At 55.7% G+C, this 19941-nt stretch carries 19 protein-coding genes; 4 read left to right on the top strand and 15 right to left on the bottom strand.

What is annotated here, in order from left to right; all coding sequences use genetic code 11:
- The first annotated feature begins 25 nt into the window (after positions 1-25).
- A complete protein-coding gene (locus H7B67_RS23045) occupies positions 26-2233 on the top strand; it encodes an ATP-binding protein (RefSeq protein WP_185122207.1) in 2208 nt (735 codons plus the stop codon).
- Positions 2230-2916 carry a response regulator transcription factor gene (locus H7B67_RS23040; protein WP_185122206.1) on the top strand — a complete coding sequence of 229 codons (687 nt, stop codon included), beginning with the start codon at positions 2230-2232 and terminating at the stop codon, positions 2914-2916. The genes H7B67_RS23045 and H7B67_RS23040 overlap by 4 nt, the downstream gene beginning before the upstream one ends.
- A 12-nt stretch (positions 2917-2928) precedes the next feature.
- Here H7B67_RS23040 and glpX read toward each other — a convergent pair whose 3' ends face one another.
- The 6 genes from glpX to H7B67_RS23010 all read right to left on the bottom strand — a co-directional run bounded on the left by glpX (position 2929) and on the right by H7B67_RS23010 (position 9542).
- Positions 2929-3900 carry a class II fructose-bisphosphatase gene (gene glpX / locus H7B67_RS23035; RefSeq protein WP_185122205.1) on the bottom strand — a complete coding sequence of 324 codons (972 nt, stop codon included), beginning with the start codon at positions 3898-3900 and terminating at the stop codon, positions 2929-2931.
- Between the two features lie 19 nt (positions 3901-3919).
- On the bottom strand, positions 3920-4747 hold the full coding sequence (locus H7B67_RS23030; protein ID WP_185122204.1) for a pyruvate, phosphate dikinase/phosphoenolpyruvate synthase regulator: 828 nt from the start codon (positions 4745-4747) through the stop codon (positions 3920-3922).
- A 19-nt stretch (positions 4748-4766) separates the two neighbouring features.
- The gene (locus H7B67_RS23025; RefSeq protein ID WP_185122203.1) at positions 4767-5387 is read right to left on the bottom strand and encodes a helix-turn-helix transcriptional regulator; all 621 of its coding nucleotides are present in this window, start codon (positions 5385-5387) and stop codon (positions 4767-4769) included.
- 197 nt (positions 5388-5584) lie between these two features.
- Positions 5585-6241, bottom strand: a complete 657-nt coding sequence (locus tag H7B67_RS23020) for a phosphatase PAP2 family protein (RefSeq protein ID WP_185122202.1) — start codon at positions 6239-6241, stop codon at positions 5585-5587.
- Between the two features lie 3 nt (positions 6242-6244).
- A complete protein-coding gene (locus H7B67_RS23015) occupies positions 6245-7390 on the bottom strand; it encodes a metallophosphoesterase (protein ID WP_185122201.1) in 1146 nt (381 codons plus the stop codon).
- Positions 7391-7484: 94 nt separating this feature from the next.
- Positions 7485-9542 (bottom strand): HelD family protein, encoded by a 2058-nt coding sequence (locus H7B67_RS23010; protein WP_185122200.1) that lies wholly within the window; start codon positions 9540-9542, stop codon positions 7485-7487.
- A 178-nt stretch (positions 9543-9720) separates the two neighbouring features.
- On the opposite strand from H7B67_RS23010, the gene H7B67_RS23005 reads away from it, so the two are divergent.
- The gene (locus H7B67_RS23005) at positions 9721-10149 is read left to right on the top strand and encodes a universal stress protein (RefSeq protein ID WP_185122199.1); all 429 of its coding nucleotides are present in this window, start codon (positions 9721-9723) and stop codon (positions 10147-10149) included.
- 104 nt (positions 10150-10253) lie between these two features.
- On the opposite strand, the gene H7B67_RS23000 is transcribed toward H7B67_RS23005, so the two are convergent.
- On the bottom strand, positions 10254-10529 hold the full coding sequence (locus tag H7B67_RS23000; protein WP_185122198.1) for a hypothetical protein: 276 nt from the start codon (positions 10527-10529) through the stop codon (positions 10254-10256).
- A 247-nt stretch (positions 10530-10776) separates the two neighbouring features.
- On the opposite strand from H7B67_RS23000, the gene H7B67_RS22995 reads away from it, so the two are divergent.
- The gene (locus H7B67_RS22995; RefSeq protein WP_185122197.1) at positions 10777-11274 is read left to right on the top strand and encodes a C40 family peptidase; all 498 of its coding nucleotides are present in this window, start codon (positions 10777-10779) and stop codon (positions 11272-11274) included.
- 60 nt (positions 11275-11334) lie between these two features.
- On the opposite strand, the gene H7B67_RS22990 is transcribed toward H7B67_RS22995, so the two are convergent.
- The 8 genes from H7B67_RS22990 to H7B67_RS22955 form a co-directional block, all read right to left on the bottom strand.
- Positions 11335-12477 carry a Ger(x)C family spore germination protein gene (locus H7B67_RS22990; RefSeq protein WP_185122196.1) on the bottom strand — a complete coding sequence of 381 codons (1143 nt, stop codon included), beginning with the start codon at positions 12475-12477 and terminating at the stop codon, positions 11335-11337.
- Between the two features lie 10 nt (positions 12478-12487).
- Positions 12488-13900: a spore germination protein gene (locus H7B67_RS22985; RefSeq protein WP_185122195.1), complete on the bottom strand. Its 1413-nt coding sequence runs from the start codon at positions 13898-13900 to the stop codon at positions 12488-12490.
- Complete coding sequence (locus H7B67_RS22980; protein ID WP_185122194.1) at positions 13878-14984, bottom strand: endospore germination permease; 1107 nt, start codon at positions 14982-14984, stop codon at positions 13878-13880. Before H7B67_RS22980 ends, H7B67_RS22985 begins: the two co-directional genes overlap by 23 nt.
- A 120-nt stretch (positions 14985-15104) precedes the next feature.
- A complete protein-coding gene (locus H7B67_RS22975) occupies positions 15105-16115 on the bottom strand; it encodes a CobW family GTP-binding protein (protein WP_185122193.1) in 1011 nt (336 codons plus the stop codon).
- 83 nt (positions 16116-16198) lie between these two features.
- The gene (locus H7B67_RS22970) at positions 16199-16879 is read right to left on the bottom strand and encodes an SOS response-associated peptidase (RefSeq protein WP_185122192.1); all 681 of its coding nucleotides are present in this window, start codon (positions 16877-16879) and stop codon (positions 16199-16201) included.
- Between the two features lie 77 nt (positions 16880-16956).
- On the bottom strand, positions 16957-17277 hold the full coding sequence (locus H7B67_RS22965; protein ID WP_185122191.1) for a YbjQ family protein: 321 nt from the start codon (positions 17275-17277) through the stop codon (positions 16957-16959).
- Between the two features lie 81 nt (positions 17278-17358).
- Positions 17359-19227 (bottom strand): tetratricopeptide repeat protein, encoded by a 1869-nt coding sequence (locus H7B67_RS22960; RefSeq protein ID WP_185122190.1) that lies wholly within the window; start codon positions 19225-19227, stop codon positions 17359-17361.
- Between the two features lie 152 nt (positions 19228-19379).
- Positions 19380-19904 carry an ADP-heptose synthase gene (locus tag H7B67_RS22955; RefSeq protein WP_185122189.1) on the bottom strand — a complete coding sequence of 175 codons (525 nt, stop codon included), beginning with the start codon at positions 19902-19904 and terminating at the stop codon, positions 19380-19382.
- Positions 19905-19941: the final 37 nt, after the last annotated feature.

The raw sequence follows: 19941 nt of genomic DNA, 5'->3' as shown, positions 1-19941 counted from the left end.
CGCTCACACTTCTAGGAGGATTTGCATGACTAGATCGCTTAGGCTTACAATGGTGGCTATGTTCATCCCCCTTCTCGCGCTGTCGATATTGTTTCTCTTTTTGATCGGCTGGCTTAATCGCGATATCGCTTCCGGCATCAAAGCGGAGCCCCTCTGGCTCTTCCCCTTGGCCGCAAGCATCGTACTGACGGCTGTCGCTTCGTTGTCTTATTGGGTTATGCGCCTTAAGCTTCAACCTATCCTGGAGCTTGAGAAGCAAAGGAAGAACGAGCGTGAAAGACGCCGTTCGATGATGAGCGCTTCCGTCCATTCCGTCCTGCTCGTCGATTCCGCCGGACGAATGCGGTATGTTAATCCGGCCGCGAAGCGCCTGTTTGGGATCGATCATCTGACGGAAGAGGCCATCTTCATAGATGAGTATTTGACGACGAACAGCGGGCTGCGAATGAAGCAAGGAATCGCGGAAGTCATGGACACGGGTTATGTTTCGCTGTCGCTAGAGCTTCGAAGACCGGACGATTCCCGGGCGAACGTCGATGCGTCCCTTTCTCTCCTGTCTTCGCTCGATTGCGATAACGAACGCTGCATCACCGTCGTTATGAAGGACTTATCCCCGCAGATTCGCCTGGCCGAGGAATATAAGGCGGCCATGGAGCAAGCCGAGCAATCGAATCGTTCGAAGAGCGGCTTTCTCGCCCGCGTCAGCCACGAGATTCGTACCCCTCTTCATGCGGTTATCGGGCTGTCTCAGTTGATGGACGATTCGGAGCTGGGCAAGCAGCAGCAGGAATACTTGAGTCAAATCAGGGTCATCTCCCGCAATCTGGTGAGGACGCTGAACGATCTGCTCGATTTCTCCAAGCTGGAGTCCGACAAGCTCTCGATGGAGAACGTGGAGTTCCGCTTGGAGCACACTCTGGACCACCTCAAGCACATGATGCTTGCTCTTGTCGGAAACAAGCCGATCTCCATCCGCATTTCGAAGGATCGCGCCGTTCCCGATACGCTGTTCGGAGATCCGGTTAGAATCGAGCAAGTTCTCTACAACCTGGCCAGCAATGCCATTAAATTTACGGATCATGGAGAAATCGAGCTTCTAGTCGAATTGGAACGGGGGGAAAATAACGAACTTTACGCGCTTTACTCGGTTAGGGACACCGGCATCGGGATGACGGAGCAGCAGCTGATGCAGCTATTCATTCCTTATCGGCAGGTGAATTCGACCCTGCAACGTCAATATGGCGGAACCGGACTGGGCCTCGTCATCTCCAAGACGCTGGTCGAGCTGATGGGCGGACAGCTCGAAGCGGCAAGCGAACACGGTCAAGGGAGCGTGTTCCGGTTCCGGCTTCCGATGATCGGCTCCTGCCAAGAATCCGCTCGGGGGCATGCCCCGAGGACAGGCTCGTCGGACGGCCGGCTTCTGGACAAGCTGGCGAGCGTTCTGCTTATCGAGGATCACGAGATCAGCCGAATGATCGCTTCCAAGATGTTAAGAAGCCTTCACTGCGAGGTTTACGAGGCCGAGAACGCGAACGAAGCGTTCGAGCTGCTCAAGGATATCGGCTCGAGGATCGATCTGGTGCTGATGGATCTCCACATGCCCGGAATAGACGGCATCTCGGCCGTGAGAACGATACGCTCGTTCCCGGAGTATAAGAGCATTCCGATCGTGATCCAGACGGCCGATACGACGATGGAACAGCACAATCGCTGTCTGGCCGCGGGAGCGAACGAAGTGTTGACGAAGCCCGTGGAGATGGTTCATCTCAAGCAAGTACTGGAACGTTGGATCGGCGCTGCTCTTCGCGAACAAGCGCCCGCAAGCGCGCCCGATCCCCAAGCCTCGTTAAAGCTCGAAGGACTGAACGTGGCCGATGCGATCGTTCGGGTGGATGGGCGAATTCCCTTCTATGTCGCGATGCTGACTCGGTTTCAAGAGCGCTATCGGGAATTGATTCCGGCTCTGCGGCGGTCGCTGGAAGCCGAAGAATTCGCCGGGACAAGGCGCGTTCTTCATACCTTCCGGGGAGCGGCGAGCCATCTGTCCGCACAGGAAGTCTATGCGGCGGCTACCCGCTTGGAGGACTCGCTGAAGACTCCTCGCGAGGACCGCATGGCGCTGCTCGACGAGCTGGACGTCCAGCTTCAAATCGTGTTCCAGTCCATTGATAAATATAAGAAAAGTATTAGTTTAGCTAACATTTCAGACACAGGTGGAGATTTGCATTGACGAAGATTCTGGTCATTGAAGACGATCCAATTCTCGGCGAGATGCTGACTTTGTATTTGGCCGAAGAACAGTTCGATGTCATCCGAGTGGAGTCGGCTGGACAAGGCTTCCGCGCTCTCGTCGAGTTTAAGCCTGAGGTCATCATCTTGGATTTAATGCTTCCGGACGCGGACGGGCCTGCTCTATGCACCGTTTTCCGCGAGAAAACGACCGTTCCGATCATCGTCACTTCGATGAAGAACACGGTCGCCGATCGGATTCAAGCGATTAGCTTGGGGGCGGACGACTATTTAACGAAGCCCTACAGCGTTCAAGAATTGAAAGTCAGAATCCAAGCCGTATTGCGCCGAATATCCGTCTCGCAAGCGGATTCGGAGACGAGCGTTCCTCCTAGCCTGGACCGAATCGCCTTGAATACGGAACGACGTACGATCGTGCTGGAAGGCAACATCATCGAGACGACGTTCTCGGAATACGAAATGATGAAACTTTTTACCCAGTACCCGGGTCGCGTATTCAGTCGGGAAGAGCTGCTCAATTCCGTACGTGGGATCGATTCCTTCGTTAACGAAAGGGCTATCGACGTCCATATTACGAATCTTCGGAGAAAGATCGAGAAGAACCCCAAAGAGCCCCAGCACATCAAGACCGTGTGGGGCATAGGCTATAAATTCTTGAAATGATTATTCGAAAGATTAATCCAGCTCGTTAAGAAGCTTCTTATTCGGAAGATAATGAATCGCGCGAATAAACCGAATGGTCCGGGTCTTCGCTCGCATGACGATGGAATGAGTCTCGGCCCGTTGCTCCGACAAGTAGCGGACGCCGCCCAGGAATTCTCCGGGGGTAACGCCCGTAGCCGCGAAGATGACATCGTCCGTTCCGATCATATCGTCCATCGTCAGCACCCGGTAAGGATCTTCGATCCCCATCTCGACGCAGCGCTTGTATTCGTTCCCGTCCGACGGCATCAATCGTCCCTGAAGCTCGCCTCCGAGGCAGCGAAGCGCGGCCGCGGCGAGCACGCCTTCCGGCGCTCCGCCCGAGCCGACATAAAGATCGATGCCGGCCTCCGGGAAAGCGGGAGCCATGGCGCCCGCAACGTCGCCATCCGAGAGGAACTTGATCCGCACCCCAACCTTGCGAAGCGTCTTGATCATGGATTCGTGTCTCGTTCGATCCAGAATCATTACGGTTAAGTCGGACACTTTCTTATGCAGGTGAGTCGCCGCCTTCTGCAAGGTCAGCTCCAAAGGATCCGTCAGGCTCAGCTTGCCGGCGAGCTCCGGACCTACGGCCAGCTTCTCCATGTACATATCGGGGGCATGAAGCAAGTTCCCCTTGCCGGCGACGGCTATGACCGACAAAGCGTTGTTCAGTCCCTTCGCGACGATCTCCGTTCCTTCCAACGGATCGACGGCGACATCGAGTTCCGGCCCGTTGCCGCTGCCCACCTCTTCCCCGATGTACAGCATGGGCGCCTCGTCCATCTCCCCTTCACCGATAACGACCGTCCCCTTCATGGAGACCGTATCGAACATCGATCTCATCGCGGAAGTCGCGGCCCCGTCCGCGCTGTTCTTGTCCCCTCTTCCCAGCCATGGCGCGGAAGCCAATGCCGCCAGCTCCGTGACGCGTACAATCTCAAGCGCTAATTCCCTCTCCATGTTCGTCCCCCCTGTTTATCTAGCCGACAACGCTCTGCCAGCGTTCCAGTATGATCCCCGCCGTCTCTTCGATCGCTCGTTCCGTCACGTCGATGACCGGGCATCCCAGCTTCTTCATCATCTCATCCGCGTAGCGAAGCTCCGCTTCGATTCTCTCCAAGGAAGCATATTGCGCATGAACGGGAAGTCCGAGCGCCTTCAGCCGCTCCATCCGTATCTTAAGAAGACGTTCCGGCTGCATCGTCAAGCCGATCGTGATTCGCTCGGACGGAACGGCCGGAAGAAACAGCTCGGCCGGCGGCTTCACCTCCGGCGTCAGCGGATAGTTCGCCGTACGATAGCCTTTATGGGCCAGATAAATGCTCAAAGGCGTCTTGGACGTTCGAGAGATGCCGACAAGGACGATCTGGGCGTTCACCAACCCGCGGACATCCTTGCCATCGTCGTAACGGACCGCGAATTCGACGGCTTCGATTTTGCGAAAATAATGATCGTCCATCTCATGCAAAAGCCCCGGCTTGTACTTCGGCGAATCGTTAAACGTGTCGATGAACGCCTGCATCATGGGGCCCATGACGTCGACGGCTTTGACGCCGGCGCGAATGGCCTCGTCCCTCATCGTCTCCCGAAGCTCGGGCTGGACGAGGGTGTACGCGATAAATCCGCCGGTTCGAGCCGCTTCGATGACGAGCGCGCGAACCTCTTCCTCCTGCTTTATGCCGCCATATCGTTTGATCTTTACGTTCTCTAAAGCGAATTGGCGGACAGTCGCCTTGGCCACCGCCTCGGCCGTCTCTCCCACTGCATCCGAGCAGACGTAGATGATTTTCAACTCTTCACCCGGCACCGCTTCTCCTCCTACCCTGCTACAAATCCGAGGCTAACTCGACCATTGCTTGAGTGATATTCGTCTTGGTGATGCGTCCGACGACTTCCTGCTCTTGTTGTCCTTCCGACGGAGATCGGACTTGCACGACCGGCAAGCTGTTCAACTGATGCGCCATCATTCGTCTGGCCGCTTCCAGCAAGGTGTCCTCCGGAGCGACCGTCACCAGCTGCGAGTGCTTCGTCATGACCATCCGAATCGGAATCGTCGACGCGCCCTGGTTGCCCATCGTGAACTTCAGAAGGTCCTTCGGGGTTACCATGCCGATCAAATGATCGTCTTCGTCGGTCACGATCAAGCTCCCCACATTCTCCACGAACAGGCTGATGACGGCGTCTCCGACGTTAGCCGTGTCGCGAATGACGACCGGGCGGCTCATTCGGTCCTTGACCTTCCATTCGAGCATCCGATTGCGAGCCGAGCGTTCCGGCTTGAGCGCTTTGCCCAGGAAGTAGCCGACCTTCGGCTTCGCATCGATATAACCGAGCATCACCAAGACGGACAAGTCCGACCGAATCGTAGGGCGGCTGACTCCGAGAGTCTCCGCGATCTGCTCGCCGGTGATGGGCGCTCCGCGCGTTACCAAATCGACGATCTCCAATTGACGGGAAGTGAGTTCGATTCTCGCCCCCTCCTTCTTGTCCCTCTATAACCATTACGTTAAAAATCCTATTTATTGTATATCATAGTTTCATTTATGATACAACAATAAATTAATTAGTATGTCATATATAAACATGAAGGCCAAAAAAAATCGCCCCTCGCGTTCGTTTGGGGCGATTGAAATCCATTATTGGTTTACCGATCCAGGTTCCTCAGGCTGTATTCGTAAGTCGGCGATTCCCTGAGGCTCCTGCCAATCCACCCGCGAAACGCCAGAATCATGAGGCTGACCCAGAAAGCGCTCAGCAAGAAGCCGGCAAGAATGTCGCTCGGATAATGAACCCCGAGATAAATGCGGCTTGTTCCCATCAATAAGAACCAAGCGGCGGCCAGCACGAGAAGAGCCGAACGCAGGATCGGATGCGAGACGTGCTTCCACAGAAGGTATGCCGTGATGACGGCCAAGGTGAAGGAAGCCATCGCGTGCCCGCTCGGGAAGCTGAAGCCTTCTTCCTCTACCAGCCGATGGATCGTCGGACGATCGCGCTCGAAGAGAGGCTTCATTACATTATTGAGGATCGTGGAGCCGCCGAGAGCCGCGACAAACAGAACGAGTTCCTTGCGATGGCCGAGGAAGAACGCCATCAGCGACAGAAGAATCAACGCGATAATGACCGTATACAGGGTCGAGCCGATGGTGGACATCGTCTCCATGAAGCTCGTTAAGCCGCTTGATTCCCAGCCCTGTACGGTCTCGATAATCGGTTCGTCGAAGCCGGTCGCGGAATCCGTTCCTACGAAGACGGCCATGAGAAGAAAGGCGGCTAAGCTTAATACGCAGGCGGTTCTCACCCGTTAATCCCCCTTGAAGCTTACTGTGATATGGATAATCTCGCTGCGGCTGGCGAGCCTTATCGGCGGTCCCCAGGTTCCGAAGCCGGAGGACACGAAGGCGTGCATGCTTCCTTTAATCAAGTAGCCCCAGTCCAACTCGAACAAGCGGCGGGTGATCCAATGATTCGGCGCGAATTGCCCGCGATGCGTATGGCCGGAGACCAGAATGTCGACGCCCGCTTCCGCCGCTGCCGCATATTGATAGGGCTGATGATCCATGGCGATAATCGGCAGGTCGGGATTCAACCCTTCGACCAGCTCCTTCATGGACAATCGGCCCGACGGATTCATCGACTCGGCGGTCTTATCCTTCCGTCCGGCAATCTGAATGCGGCCTTCGGCGACTAGCGCCGTCTCGTCTTGGAGAACCGGGATGCCGCTTGCCTTCATCCGGCCGACGAATTCGTCGACATGGCCGCCGTAATATTCGTGGTTGCCGAGCACGGCAAACGTGCCGTAGCGGGCTCGAAGCCGAGCAAGGCGCTCATCGTTGCGATTGCGAACGATAGGCTCGATGTCCTCGTCCATCACGTCTCCCGCCAATAGGATGAGGTCGGGCTCAATAGGATTAACGACATTAATTAATCGATCGAGATGGCGGTTGCCGACCAGGTTGCCCAGATGAAGGTCGGATGCGACGACCAGCTCCAGCTTCGCCAGATCCCCCGCCTTCTTGTCGACGGACACTTGATATCGGCGAACGATCGGAACCCAGGCGTTCCAAGAGCCGACGGCAAGCAGGATAACGAGCAAAGCCGCCGCGACCGTTCCCGCAACGAGGATGTATTCGGAAGCGGGAATCCCGAGCAGAAGGCCGACTAGCGCTAGCAAATCGGCGATAATCGATAGAAGGATAGCATATTCGAACACCGCGAAATAATAGGATCCGATCACCTTGAGGAAACGCGATAATGGCCGGGGCTTGAACTTGCTCCGGCCCAGGAAGTAGCTGAAGGCGATGACGGCCGCTACGCCCCAATACCATGCGACCGGGTAATCCGGCCAAATCTCGGCGAGATACAAGCTGCCATTCCATATGATATAGAATGATAGAGCGCTATAAAGAAGTAAAATGGGCAAAAAAGTCATCAAAACGCGTCGGTTCATTCGGACGGCAGCTCCCCTAGAAGGAAGGATTAGTAAGCTGTGAGCTATTATATCACAACATCCCTCTCCTCCCCAATCGCCTTCTCCCCGCCGTCTAGACGATAAGCGCGCTCGGTTCGCCTTGGTACAGCACCTTCAATCGGTGCAGGGCGCGCGTGCAGGCGACATAGAGCAGCTTCGCATCCTCGGCGGCGTAGCTCTCCCGATCCGCATCCGCCAGGATCACGGCATCGAACTCCAGCCCCTTGGACAAGTACGAGGGCAGGACGGTGATCCCGCCATGATAAGCTTGCTGGTCCGCTTGCAGCAGCGAAGCCTCTACTCCCGCCTTCTGCAGTTCCGCATGCAGAAGCTTGCTCTTGGCCGCCGTCCGGCAGAGAACGGCGATGGTCGAGATGCCCGTTCCGCCGCTCCAAGCCTGGATCGTGCTTGCGATTTCCTTGGCAAGCGCCGAGCTCGATGCTTCTACGGCAACGGTCTCCACCGGATCGCCGCTTCGGAATACCGGTACGGCCGGCTTTACTTCGCCTTCCATGCCGGAGAGAATCCGATTGGCGAACTCGATGATCTCGGTCGTCGAACGGTAGCTTCGGTCCAGTTCATAGTAAGCCGTGTCGTCCTTGGCGAACAGATCCGAGAGCTCCGTCCAGGAACGGATTCCCGCGTAATCGTGAATCCCTTGCTGAAGATCGCCCAGCACCGTCAGAGACGGGATTCTCTGCCTCCCGGCCAGCACGGCTAACTGCAAGGGGGAATAGTCCTGAGCTTCGTCGATGACGATATGATCGTAAGCGGGTTCGGCCGAGCCGTACAATTGCAAATGGATGTAGGCAAGGATCGGAAGATCCTCGGGAGGAATGACGATCGGCTTGCGCTTCGATGCCGCCGGCCGGTACGTTGCCTCATCCGGAAAATACGCGCGGTAAAATTCCGCCGCCGAGAGCGGAGGGATTTTGCCCGAGTAGCTCTTCCACTTCGCCATGGCCGCCGCTTTGATCGTTTTATCGCTCCAGCGCGCGCGTCCCAGCTGGATTTCCATCCATCTCTTCAGCCGATTAAGCAGCCGTTCGCGCCGCTTCATGACCGGCTCGTCCGAAGGCTCCTCGCGGAACCATTCCCGAATTCGGTCCGCCTGCAGCTCGACCCCGGCGGCGGGACTGAACGTATCGTCCGGGATCAGCTTCTCCTCGAAGCGGGCTAGCGCTTCGCGAAGCCGTCCTACGTAAGCCGCGCTGCCTTTGACTCGTCCGGGAGCGCTCTCCCGCTCCTCCTTCGAAGCCTTGCGCTCGAACCATTTCTCGAGAGAGCTTGCGGGACTCTCGGGGACGACGGTTCCTCCCAGAAGCTCGAGAGCCCATTCCTCGAAGGTCGTCTGGCGAATGTCGCCCACGCCGAGCTCCGGAAGCACGCCCGATATATAGTCGAGGAACATCCGGCTCGGAGCGAGGATCATCATTCGTTCGGCGCGTACTCGATCCTTGTAGCGATAAAGAAGATAAGCGAGCCGATGGAGCGCGACGGTCGTCTTCCCGCTTCCCGCCACCCCCTGAATGAACAGCGCTTTGTTCTTTTCCGTACGAATAATGGCATCCTGCTCCTGCTGAATCGTCGAGACGATGTCCTTCAGCTTATTGTCCTTGCTTTCCCCAAGACGGTGGAGCAGGAATTCGTCGGTAGCCAGCGCCTCGCCTCCCTGGCCTTCCTCATAGCTGTCCACCACGCGCTGCAGCTCGCTTTCCCGAATAAGCAAATTGCGCTTCAAAGAGACCCTTCCGTTCACGATTCCGTCGGGAGAGTCGTAGGTCACGGAAGGATCTCCTCCGGTGAAGGAATAGAACAAGCTCGAGATGGGAGCCCTCCAGTCGATAACGAGAGGCTTCTGCGTCTCCTCGTCGCCGACTCCGGATTTGCCGATATATAGAGGCTGCGCCTCGCTATGCCCTTCCTCCTGGAAGTCCAATCGTCCGAAGTACGGTTCGCGCTCCGCGATTTCCAGCCTTTTTTTGCGCTGCTGCCTTAGATCGTCCAGCACCTGCTCCGCGATATCCTGACCCGTGTATGGCGCTCCGATCGCCTTGCGCTGCGCCTGAATCTCGCCTAATACTTTCTCCAGCTTAAGCGTTTCTTCTTGAAATTTCGCGTTGGCCGACATTCGTTCTCCTCCCGGATGTATATTCGTCTCTTAAATGTGGACAATTAATGTAGCACACCTTAATAAGGAAATCAATTCCGGAAACGCGTGATGTAAATCACGTTCAAAATCGGCGAAACGGGGTAAGGTGGTTATAGAGGCCAATTGCCCCATACAACGAATAAACGAGGTGTTATCCATGAGTTATACCAACATTCTGGTGGCTTACGACGGTTCCGAGCAGTCGGACAAGGCGCTGAATCAAGCGGTTCAAATCGCGAATCGGTTCGGCTCGAAGCTGACCGTCGTTCACGTCTTCTATCTTCCGGTCTACAACTCCGGGGATCTCCTTATCAATACGTCTGCCGAACTCGCGCAGAAATTGACGGATCAATCCTCCCAGGTGCTGGAGAAGGCGAAGGTTCGGGTTCCGGACAGCATCCCGGCGGATTACAAGCTGCTGGAAGGCAGCCCGGCGATCGCCATCCTCGACAAGGCCGATCAGATTCAGGCCGACCTCATCGTTATCGGCAGCAGAGGATTGGGACCGATACGCGAATTCGTTCTGGGCAGCGTCAGCCACAACGTCGTGCAGCATTCGAAGCTCCCGGTTCTTGTCGTTAAATAAGCAAATAAGCTTATAAGCAAATAAGCTCTTATCAACAAAAGCCCTCCGCAGCGGATTCGCCGTTGCCGAGGGCTTTATCTTTTTCTTGTTTTAATCGGTCCGTCTTATTTATCCGCTTCGCTCCAAGCCTGCTCGGCCGCGTCGATCAGGCGGAAGAACAGGTCGTCGTTCGTATCGAGCTCCGCTTCCACCGCTTCGATCTCTTCTTCGCTTCCCGATTCCCCCAGGAAAAAGAGCGAATGGCTCCACTCGTTGCCGCGATCGCTTTGAAGCGTAGCTTCATACGGCTGCTTGTGTCCTTCTACCTCGAATTGCACGTGAGCTACATAGCCGTTTGCTTCGTCATAGTTCATTCTTGCCCCTAGAATATGCAGCTTCATCGCCTGCCACGTCTCCTTCTGAACGTTCGTTCTTCACCTCTATCCTATCATATCCCCGGGCCGAGCTCCAAAGCCGATTTCGGCGGCAAGCCGCCGGGCGAAGAAGATTCTGAGAATTTTCTTATTCGATTTTCATCTTTCCATCCGTTTGCCGCCGCAGCAGCCTTTCCCTTCTTATAGGGAATTCCTGCTTTTATTTATCGTGATATAGTAGTTTGGCACCAAGAGAAACGAGGAGGTTACACGAATGAACGCAATCAAATCCATTATCCGTCATATACGCAAGTTCGCCGTCGCCGGTCTGGCCATGTCCGTCCTCATTGGGGGAGCGGCAGAGATCGTCGCCCCGAAGCAGGCTAGCGCCGCAACGACGACCTCGTCGACGAAGGCAAGCAAGATTATCGCCAAGGCCAAAACTTATCTCGGTAAACCATATAAATTCGGAGCGACGACAGGCAAGACCGCCTCGTTCGACTGCTCTTCGTTAACTCAGTATTTGTACAGGCTGAATGGCGTTTCTCTGCCTAGATCGTCCGCCGCTCAGTCGAAATCGGGCAAATACGTCTCCAAGGCCAACCTGAAGCCGGGCGATCTGGTGTTCTTCTACTCCCCGATTCACCATGTCGGCATTTACATCGGGAACGGCAAAATCATTCATACGTACGGGAAACCGGGCGTTACGATCGACTCGATCGATTCCGGCTGGTGGAAAACGCACTACAAGACGGCCCGTCGCGTCTTGTAAGCCGCTTGCGGCAAAGAAGGCTATCCGGCTCGATCGGATAGTCTTCTTTTTTCGTATCCTTTAACTTTTCCTCATCTTCATCTTCCCGGAATGAATCAAATGTACCTTCACGTCGAGCTCGACGGGCAGCTCCGCGAAATTCGTCTTTCCGCTCTTCATCTTCTTCCATCTGGCATGGTGATAACGATAAATGTGGCCTTCGAAGTTGAAGAGATCGACTCCCCGGCTCCTTGCTAACCGAAGGGTCGACTCGATCTGTTCGATGACCTCCTTGGTCGCCAGTTCTTGGATTTCGTTCTCCGCGAGATTCTTATCGTATTCGGTCAGGATCGCCCGCACTCTAAGCTTCAGTTTCATGGAAGGAGTCGGCGACTTACCGAAATGGTAATCGTTCGACGATCTCTTCACCTGCAAGACGGAAGCGATTCGATCCCGTTTCTTGAGCGTAATGGTTTGGCCGTGAGTGCTTCCCATAAACCAACGCGCCCCTTCGAGCTGTTTTTCGGTGAACTTTCCGGCATAGCTGCCGTTATTCAGGACGAAGGCTCCGTCGAAGATCGGCGTCCTCAACCTCTTGCCGTCGTTGCCCACCCAATGGTTCTCGTTCAGCTTCAGTTTGGGAATATAAACGGTGCAAGGGCAGCTTTTATAGGCGCGGACCAAATCCCTCATGTCGTTGTTCGTCGTGAACGGCAATCCCCGCTTATTCGAATTCGGCTGGTATATATTCGTGTTCAGCGGAGATGTCGAGATCCTGCCGGTCGTTTGGAACATATCCCCGATCGGATTTTCGCTCCCGAGCACGTTGATCGTATAGCGGATAGCGCTGTTCCGGTTGATTCCGTCCAGGAGCTCGTCCAGATTCGCAATGGAGGATTCGTCCAACAGGACGGTCATCATATGATCCAACACCGGATTCATCTGCATGGCTTTAAACAGACGGTCCAAGGCGATGCTCGGAGACTCCCCCTTCTCGTGACCGAAGACGGAATTGCTTTTGCTGCTGCTCGCCTCCTCCTTCTGGGCTACGGCAGCCACATCGATGACTTGGCCGTACAATTCGTATTCTTTGGCCTGCTTGTCGTACGAGAACCCCATGGCGGTGAAGTAATACAAATCCTGAATCGTCACTTCATCCCAGCAGCCGGTCAATCCGATACATAGGAGAAGCGTTACGCATAACTTCCCAATCCTTCGGTTCATACCATTCCCCTTATTTCTTGGAATTCTTCTTGAGAGGCTTATACGGACCTGGACTTAAATTAGATGGAAGCCGGAATAAGGTAAGGATCGCTTTCTTGAGGTCAAGCGGACCGAACGGGAACAGATACGGCACCCCGAAGGACCGTATCGAAGCGAGATAAGTCAAGACCGCCATCATGGCCACGAAAAATCCGTACATCCCGAAGATCATGCAGAGGATCAGCACGAGCAGCCTCATGATCGTAACCGCCCCGTACAGCGACTGATTCACGAGCGTAAAGGAAGAGACGATCGTGATCGAGACGACGACCAGCATGGTCGGGGAAGTGAACCCCGCCTGGATGGCCGCCTCCCCGACGATGATTCCTCCGACGACCGCTACCGTCTGGCCGACCGCCCTCGGCAGCCGAACGCCCGCTTCCCGAAATACCTCGAAGAGAGCAAGCATAAGAAGCATCTCCATGGTCGTAGACATCGGGAGCCCGATTCGCGAGAGAATGATGGTGGACAGCAGAGGGAATGGAATTTGATCGATGTTGAACGCGGACATCGCGACCCAGAAGCCGGGCAAAAAGATCGTCGCGATCAGGGAGACCGCCCGAACGAGCTTCTCGATCGTCACGAAATGATACGGCATATAGTTGTCTTCCGGAGAACGCAATAACGAGAACAGATTCACCGGGGCCAGGAAGATCAGCGGAGATCCGTTAATAAGGAAGACGACGCTTCCCGTCATCAGCGCGTCGGCCGCGGAATCCGGCCGTCCCGCATAATCGATTAAGGGAAAAAGGGAAACGGATCGGTCTCCCAGCATCTCTTCCACTTGAGCCGCGCCGTTTATTCCCTTCACGTGAATTTTTTCGATCCGCTTCCTAGCCTCCGACACCCACTCCGGCTTCGAGATGTCCTGCAAATAAAGAAGCGCCATGTCGACCATCACTTCGGTTCCCAGCGTGAACAATTCCACCTTCAAGCTCGACGTCCGGAGACGTTTGCGGATAAGGCCGATATTGACGCTGATCTCCTCCACGAATCCGTCTCTAGGCCCTTTGATCGACAATTCGGAGCTCGATTCCTCCGGTTGGCGGCCGGGCAGCTTCGAGATGGAAAGCGCGTGAATCCTGTCTTCTATGAACAAGAGAAGATAGCCGGAGAAAAGCTTCATGATAATATGCTTGCGTTCGTGCTCGGTCTCGAACCGAAGAGGATCCAGGTCGTACGCCTCCGAGAAGTCGCTATGGTTCTCCAAATCGGACAGAATGCGGGGAAGGATGCTCTCCGTAAGCAGCATTTCGTCCACCAGACTCGGAGTGTAAGACACGGTGATGCCGTTCCCATTGCTGCCGACTACCCTCCGTACGACGACGTCTCCGCAACCGGTCAGCTCTTCGTCCAACCATTTATGCCCCGTTGCTAGCGTCATGAGAAGTTTCTCCTTTCCGTCCGAATGCCGCGATCAACGCCAGCAAAAGCATCAAGCCAAGGAAAACGCAGAGCATGATCGGCGTGTAACGTTCGTAGAATCGGTACTCGATCGAATCGTCGAATGGGATGATGGACATAACTACGATGACGATGCCTATCACTCCGCCCAGTATGCCCCGTTTGATCCGGTTCTTGATGGCGAGCAAGTCCATGATCAACGCCATCGAGCACGCCGTACGAACATAAGACCCCGATATCCATTGGAACATCGCGAAGAAGTCGACATGCTCGAAGTATTTGCCGATCTGGACCAGCCTCCACTGGATAAAGGCCGGATAACGCTGAATGACCGCTTCATAGGGCCCGAATTCCGTCAGAATCCCGATGATCGGTCCAAGCGTCAGGATGACGACGATGCCTGCAGTGACGAATAGGTGATGAGTTCGGAACGGCTTGTCGACGTATCCCTGAAACAACGCGAAGAGACTCAGCTCGATGAATCCTCCCGCGACCATCACCATTCCGCTTAAGACCGGAGACCAGCCATGCTCCAGGATCGGCAGCAGTTGGCTGTAATCCTTGCGGTGCATATTGGCTCCGGAGACGAAGAAGCCGAGCGTGCTGACGACCGGAAGCAGCAGGCACGACACGTAGGCGATGACATGGATTCCCAGGACGGCGCCTATCGCGCACAAGGCTGCCAATACGAAAGAAAGCGCGAACGGGGGCGTGTTCGGAAGATACATCGACTCCGCCCATTGAACCGTATCCAAGGCGGTAGGAATCGCGATCATAGCGAGCAGCGCGCAGAGAACGGCAATGACGATTCCTTTGGCGGCTTTGCCGGCCCGTTCCTCCAGCCATGCCGGCAGCGCTTGCGTGCCGATGGCGCGAATAACCGGTCTGAACAGCAGAATCCATAGAGGAAGAAGGGCGGCGGTAAGGATCACGGCGAGCCACGAATCCCTGCCGGCTTGATTCAGCACCATCGGCGCGATCATGACATGGTTCATAAGGCCGATCGATAACAGGATCATCATGATGCACGGAACTCGCCCGATACGGATTAATTCGTATTCCATTTTTACCACCTCTTGCCTTACTATTCCCTCGGAACGGCCCCCCATGCGCGCATGCCGGAGAATGCGCAAAAAGAAACAGCCCGCGCGTGAGGCGCAGGCTTGATTTACGGGCTAACTGTTTTAAACGGATGAGGCTACTCCCAGCTTGAGCAGGCGATCTTCCAGGTCGGACCGGGAGAAGTCCTCGCCGATAAAGACGAGCACGTCGTGAACGGTCTTCTGCGGCGTAATCCTCATAAAGTCGCTCTCCTTGTACGCGTATTGGAACAGGAAGCGGCTAGGCGTATCCGTGAATGTCACGATTCCCTTGGCTCGGTAAACCTCGTCCGGAAGCTCCTTCAGGAATTGTTCGAAAAGGACGCTGTCCAGCGGAAAATCCAAATAACGAGTCCAGACGTTAATGTGTTCGTGGTCGTGATGGTGGTCGTGTTGGGGATGCAGGTGACGCTCTTGATGGCCGTGGTCCGTCACCGGAGAGGGGCGATCGATTGACTCGGTTAGGATTCCCGTAGCCCCCGCCTCATCGGTACGCGTCCACAGGGAAGACCAGTCTGCCTCGCATCTCACCGTCTGCACGATATCCGCATGGGGATTCCATTCGCGAAGCTGCTGCCGAAGCTCCCTAAGCTCCTTCTCCCCTACCAAATCGGATTTGTTCAAGAGCAGCGTAGAGGATACGCGAATCTGCTCCTTCATAAGCTTAAACGTCTTGCCGGAACCGATGCGAAGGCGATCGAGCAGGTGCCGGGCATCCACGACCGTGAGCACGCCCTGTAGCTCAAGCTTGGCATAAAGCGAAGTCTCGGTAACCGCATCGATAATTTCGAGCGGCTGCGCGACTCCCGTTGCCTCGATCCAGACGATGTCGGGCTTATGCGTCTGAACGAGCTCAAGCAGCTCCATTCCGACGTCCGACTTGATGGAGCAGCAGATGCAGCCGCCCAGCAGCTCGGACATCGGGACCGTATCGTCCAAGGCCAATCCGTCCAGATTGACCTCCCCCGCTTCGTTCATGAGGACGGCGGACTTCTGTCCTCTCTTCTCCGCTTCTCGTATGAGTTTTTGCAATAAGGTCGTTTTGCCGCTGCCCAGAAATCCCGACAGCAAATAGACGTAAACCGGCTTCTCCATTCCTGTGTCCTCTCCTTCCAGCTTGCGGGCCATGCTTAATCAAAACAGCCTCCGCGGTTTCGGTGGCCGCAGAGGCTGTCGCTTTATCTTCTCATTGCAGCGAATACGGGGCGAATCGGCTCCGCGCAATCCGGCGTCTCCAACGTAAGATCGTTAATGTAACCGCCGACGGGAAACGCTTCAAGCTGATCTACGGGCAGCTCCCGTATGGCCGGATAGACCTGGCGGTATTCCTTGTTGTCTTCGCTCAGCCAAGCGTCGATTCCGTCCTCGTCGAGGATGGCCGGCATCCGATTGGAATAATCCGCAACGAATCCGCTTGCCGGCGTCGTCAGCATCGTGAACGCCTTGATCGCTCCTCCGTCCACTCGAGGCCATATCTCGTAGAAGCCGGGGATCGCGAACGTTCGCTTGTCCCGGTATACGATGCGCATCGGCTGCCGAACCTTCTTGTCTTCCCGCCAGCCGTAGAATCCGCAGCACGGGATGACGCAGCGCTGCTTGTTGACGATTCTCCGATAGATGAGCCGATCGCCGATCGCGCTTCCGTCCGCATTGACGCCGTCCTTCGACCAATACGGCATGAAGCCCCACCGGAAGCTGTCCAGAATCCGTTCCTTGCGGTATTCGTACAGAATGGTGCCGTCTTGGGTAGGCGACAGATTGTATTTGGGCCGGTACGATACGGACGCATCGACCGTATCGATCCGGAATTGCTCGATCAGCTCAGGCAATCGAGCCGTAAGGGAGTATCGCTGACACATGGGGAGCACCGCCTTTGGCTAGTCTCTCCCCAGTATCTGCTATTCCTGGTTTAATATGCGTCCGTTACAGACGCGGCTTATGCCTGCTGAACGAATACGGCCGTTCCGCTTGCCGCGACCATCAGCATGCCGTCGCGCACGACCTCGTAATCGACATCCACGCCCACGATAGCATTGGCGCCCATTCTCTGCGCTTGGCTCACCATCTCGGAGATCGCGGTGTCGCGCGCTTCCTTCAGCTTATTCTCGTAAGCGCCGGAACGGCCGCCTACGATATCCGTGATGGAAGCCATAAAATCGCGGAACACGTTCGCTCCCATAATCGTTTCTCCGTTTACGAGACCGTAGTAGTTCGAAATTCGGTAGCCTTCAACGTTCGAGGTGGTGGTGACCAGCATGGGAATGCCTCCTAGAATTCGGTTATGGTCCGCGACCGCGGACTTCCCCTCATTTTACCATAACCGAAATCCCCATTCACTTTAAATAAGATAGCGGCTGGCGCCGAATCCGCTCGAATATTGCTCCCGGGCTCGTCCGCGCATCTCGTCGTCGAATCCGTCCAACTCGTCCAGAAGGGAGAGCGGATCTTCCCGGGAACGTTCGGCAGCGGCATAGAGCAGCCAATCGACCAGGTCGTCTGCCGCCCGGGAGCGATCGAATCGATGATGGTAATAAAGGGAGGCTCGTTCAAGATACAGCCGAGAGGCGAAGGGCTGGAGCGCGATGGCCCGGTTGATCGCCTCGATCGCCTCGTCGTACCGGCGGAGATTGGAATAGATCGTCGACAGGTTGAGCAGCCCTTGCTCGTCGTCCGGTACGAGCCGGACATAGTGCAGGGCTTCCTGAAGCGCAGGTTCGTATTCCCCCAACTCCCAATGAAGATAGCTCTTCATCCAGATAAGCCTGGTTTGCTCCGGTACGAGAGCGAGCCCCGCGCGGCAATCCTCGATGGCGGCCGAATAGCTCTTGGCGTTCATCCGGGCGGCCGCCCTCCGTTCATATAAATGCGGATTGTCGTCTTCCAAGCGGATAGCCCGGCTGTATTCCTCGTCGGCCAGCGCGAAATTCTTCATGCCCGCATAGAGCTCCGCGAGCGCGTAGGCGGTCTTGCCGTCCTCGCGGAGAGAGGGCTCGATCGCGATCGCCTCCTGAATATCCAACATGGCGGCTTCGTAATGGCGGGCCATATAACGCGAGAAGCTCCGTCGCATATAGTAATCCGCGCTCCCATCCAGCGCGATGGCTTTCGTGTAAGCCCGATCCGCTTCTTCGTACTGCTCCATATCGATGAACAGCTCCGCCCTCTGCTTCCAATTCAGCGGATCTTCAGGCTCCGCTTCCGTAAGGGCGCTGCTTGCCGTATTCGCCTCGTGCAGCTTCCCGGAGTCGCGCAGCACGTCGACTAGCCAATACCGGACGACCGTCTGGCCGGGGTTGCGCTTCAGCGTATCCTCCAGAATATCTACCGCTTGCTCCCAGCGTTCCTGCCTGCGATAAGTCAGGATCAGCTCCATTCTTGCCGAGAAGTTATCCGGATCCGCCTCCGTCAGCCGGCTCAATAGAGCGATCGCCTCCTCTTCCCGGCCCAGCTGGCGCAACAGCACCCCTTGGCGGATAAGAAGAAGCTCTTCCCCCGGGTATTCCTTCAAGCCTTGTTCGATCGTTGCGAAGGCTTCCTCCAGATAACCCGCCTTCTCGAGCAGTTGGGATTCCTTCATTCGGAAGCCGTACTCCGAATCCACGATCGCCATCAGCGTCTGAATCGCGGTATCCGAATAACGGGTTCTCTCCTTTAAGAACTCGGCTCCCCCGTCCTTGCTAAGACGAAGACGGCTCTGCATTCGCACGGCTTTGCGAAGCTCGGCCAGCGCTTCGGATTCCCGGCCCGACGACTCTAAAGCTTCGGACAGGCGATAGAGATGGAGTGGGATCAATGTCTTCTCTTGTCCGGCAACCTGTTCCAGCAGCTGAATAGCCCGGTCGATCCGCTCCAGGCGGAGGCAGATGCAGGCCAGCTCGTAGCCGGTCGAGGAGCGGGATTCTTCCCCGCTTCTCTCCAGCGCCATCTCCATGCTTGCGGCGGCTTCTTCGTACTTCCTTAAGTTGCTATAGGAGATCGCTCTCGTATACCAATAAATATACTCTTCCGGCTCTTGGCGGATCGCCTCGTCCAGGTCGCGAATGGCCTCTTGCTCTCGCCCGGTGTCATTATAGACGAGAGCTCTCTCCAACAGAGCATCCGTACGGTTTGATAAGGCAATGAGCTCGCTTAGAATGCGAACGGCCTCGTCCATGCGATCCTGCTCGTGCAAGAGCTTCGCATAGATCAAACGGTCATCTTCGGTCATCCGCCGTTCGCCTAATCGGCTATACCAGAAGAGGGAACGCTCCGGTCTCCCCTGCGTCCTATGTCTCTCAGCCAACCAGCGGGCCCAAGCTGCACCGATCCCCATTCCTTCCCTCCTAGCGCGAGAAGCTGCCGGCTGATGCCGGCAGCTTCTTATTGCGAATAACCGTCCGAAGACGGAACGTCTTCTTCCAAGGCAAACTCGTAATCGTCGATATCATAGAGAAGAACCGGAATGCTATTCTGAATCGCCTTGTCCTGGAACTCGATCTGATCGGTCAGGATCGGGCATTGCAAACGCAGCGAAGTAAGGATCAGCTCCGTCTCGATCGGATCGAACACTTCTCCGTACTGCATATTCTCGACGGAATTAACCACGATAAAAGTAACGTGCTCGTTAATGGGCAGAGGCGGGCTCTCGCGCCACGGCGCAAGCAGCGCCCTTTCCAGCTTCTTCTTATTAAACGGGTCCTCGAAGAATTGAATCATCTCCGCTACCTTCGCCTTGACGTGGCGATCGTCCTCCGGTTCCGGCATGATCGGCTCCGGACTATCCTTCATATCGTATAGCTCCATGATCGTGGAGTAAGGAATCCTGTATTCGACAGGACGTTTCGGCAGAAGCAGCTGGCCGTAAGTGGCGATCATGACCGCCTCGATGACAAAACGTCGTTCCATTGATTTGTTCCCTCCCGAGGACTCTCGCACTATCCTT

Origin of the sequence: Cohnella thailandensis, from assembly GCF_014212135.1 — a bacterium.
Classification (GTDB): Bacteria; Bacillota; Bacilli; order Paenibacillales; family Paenibacillaceae; genus Cohnella; species Cohnella thailandensis.
Note: the sequence above shows the minus strand (reverse complement) of the source record. Positions and strands in the feature narration are given on the sequence as shown.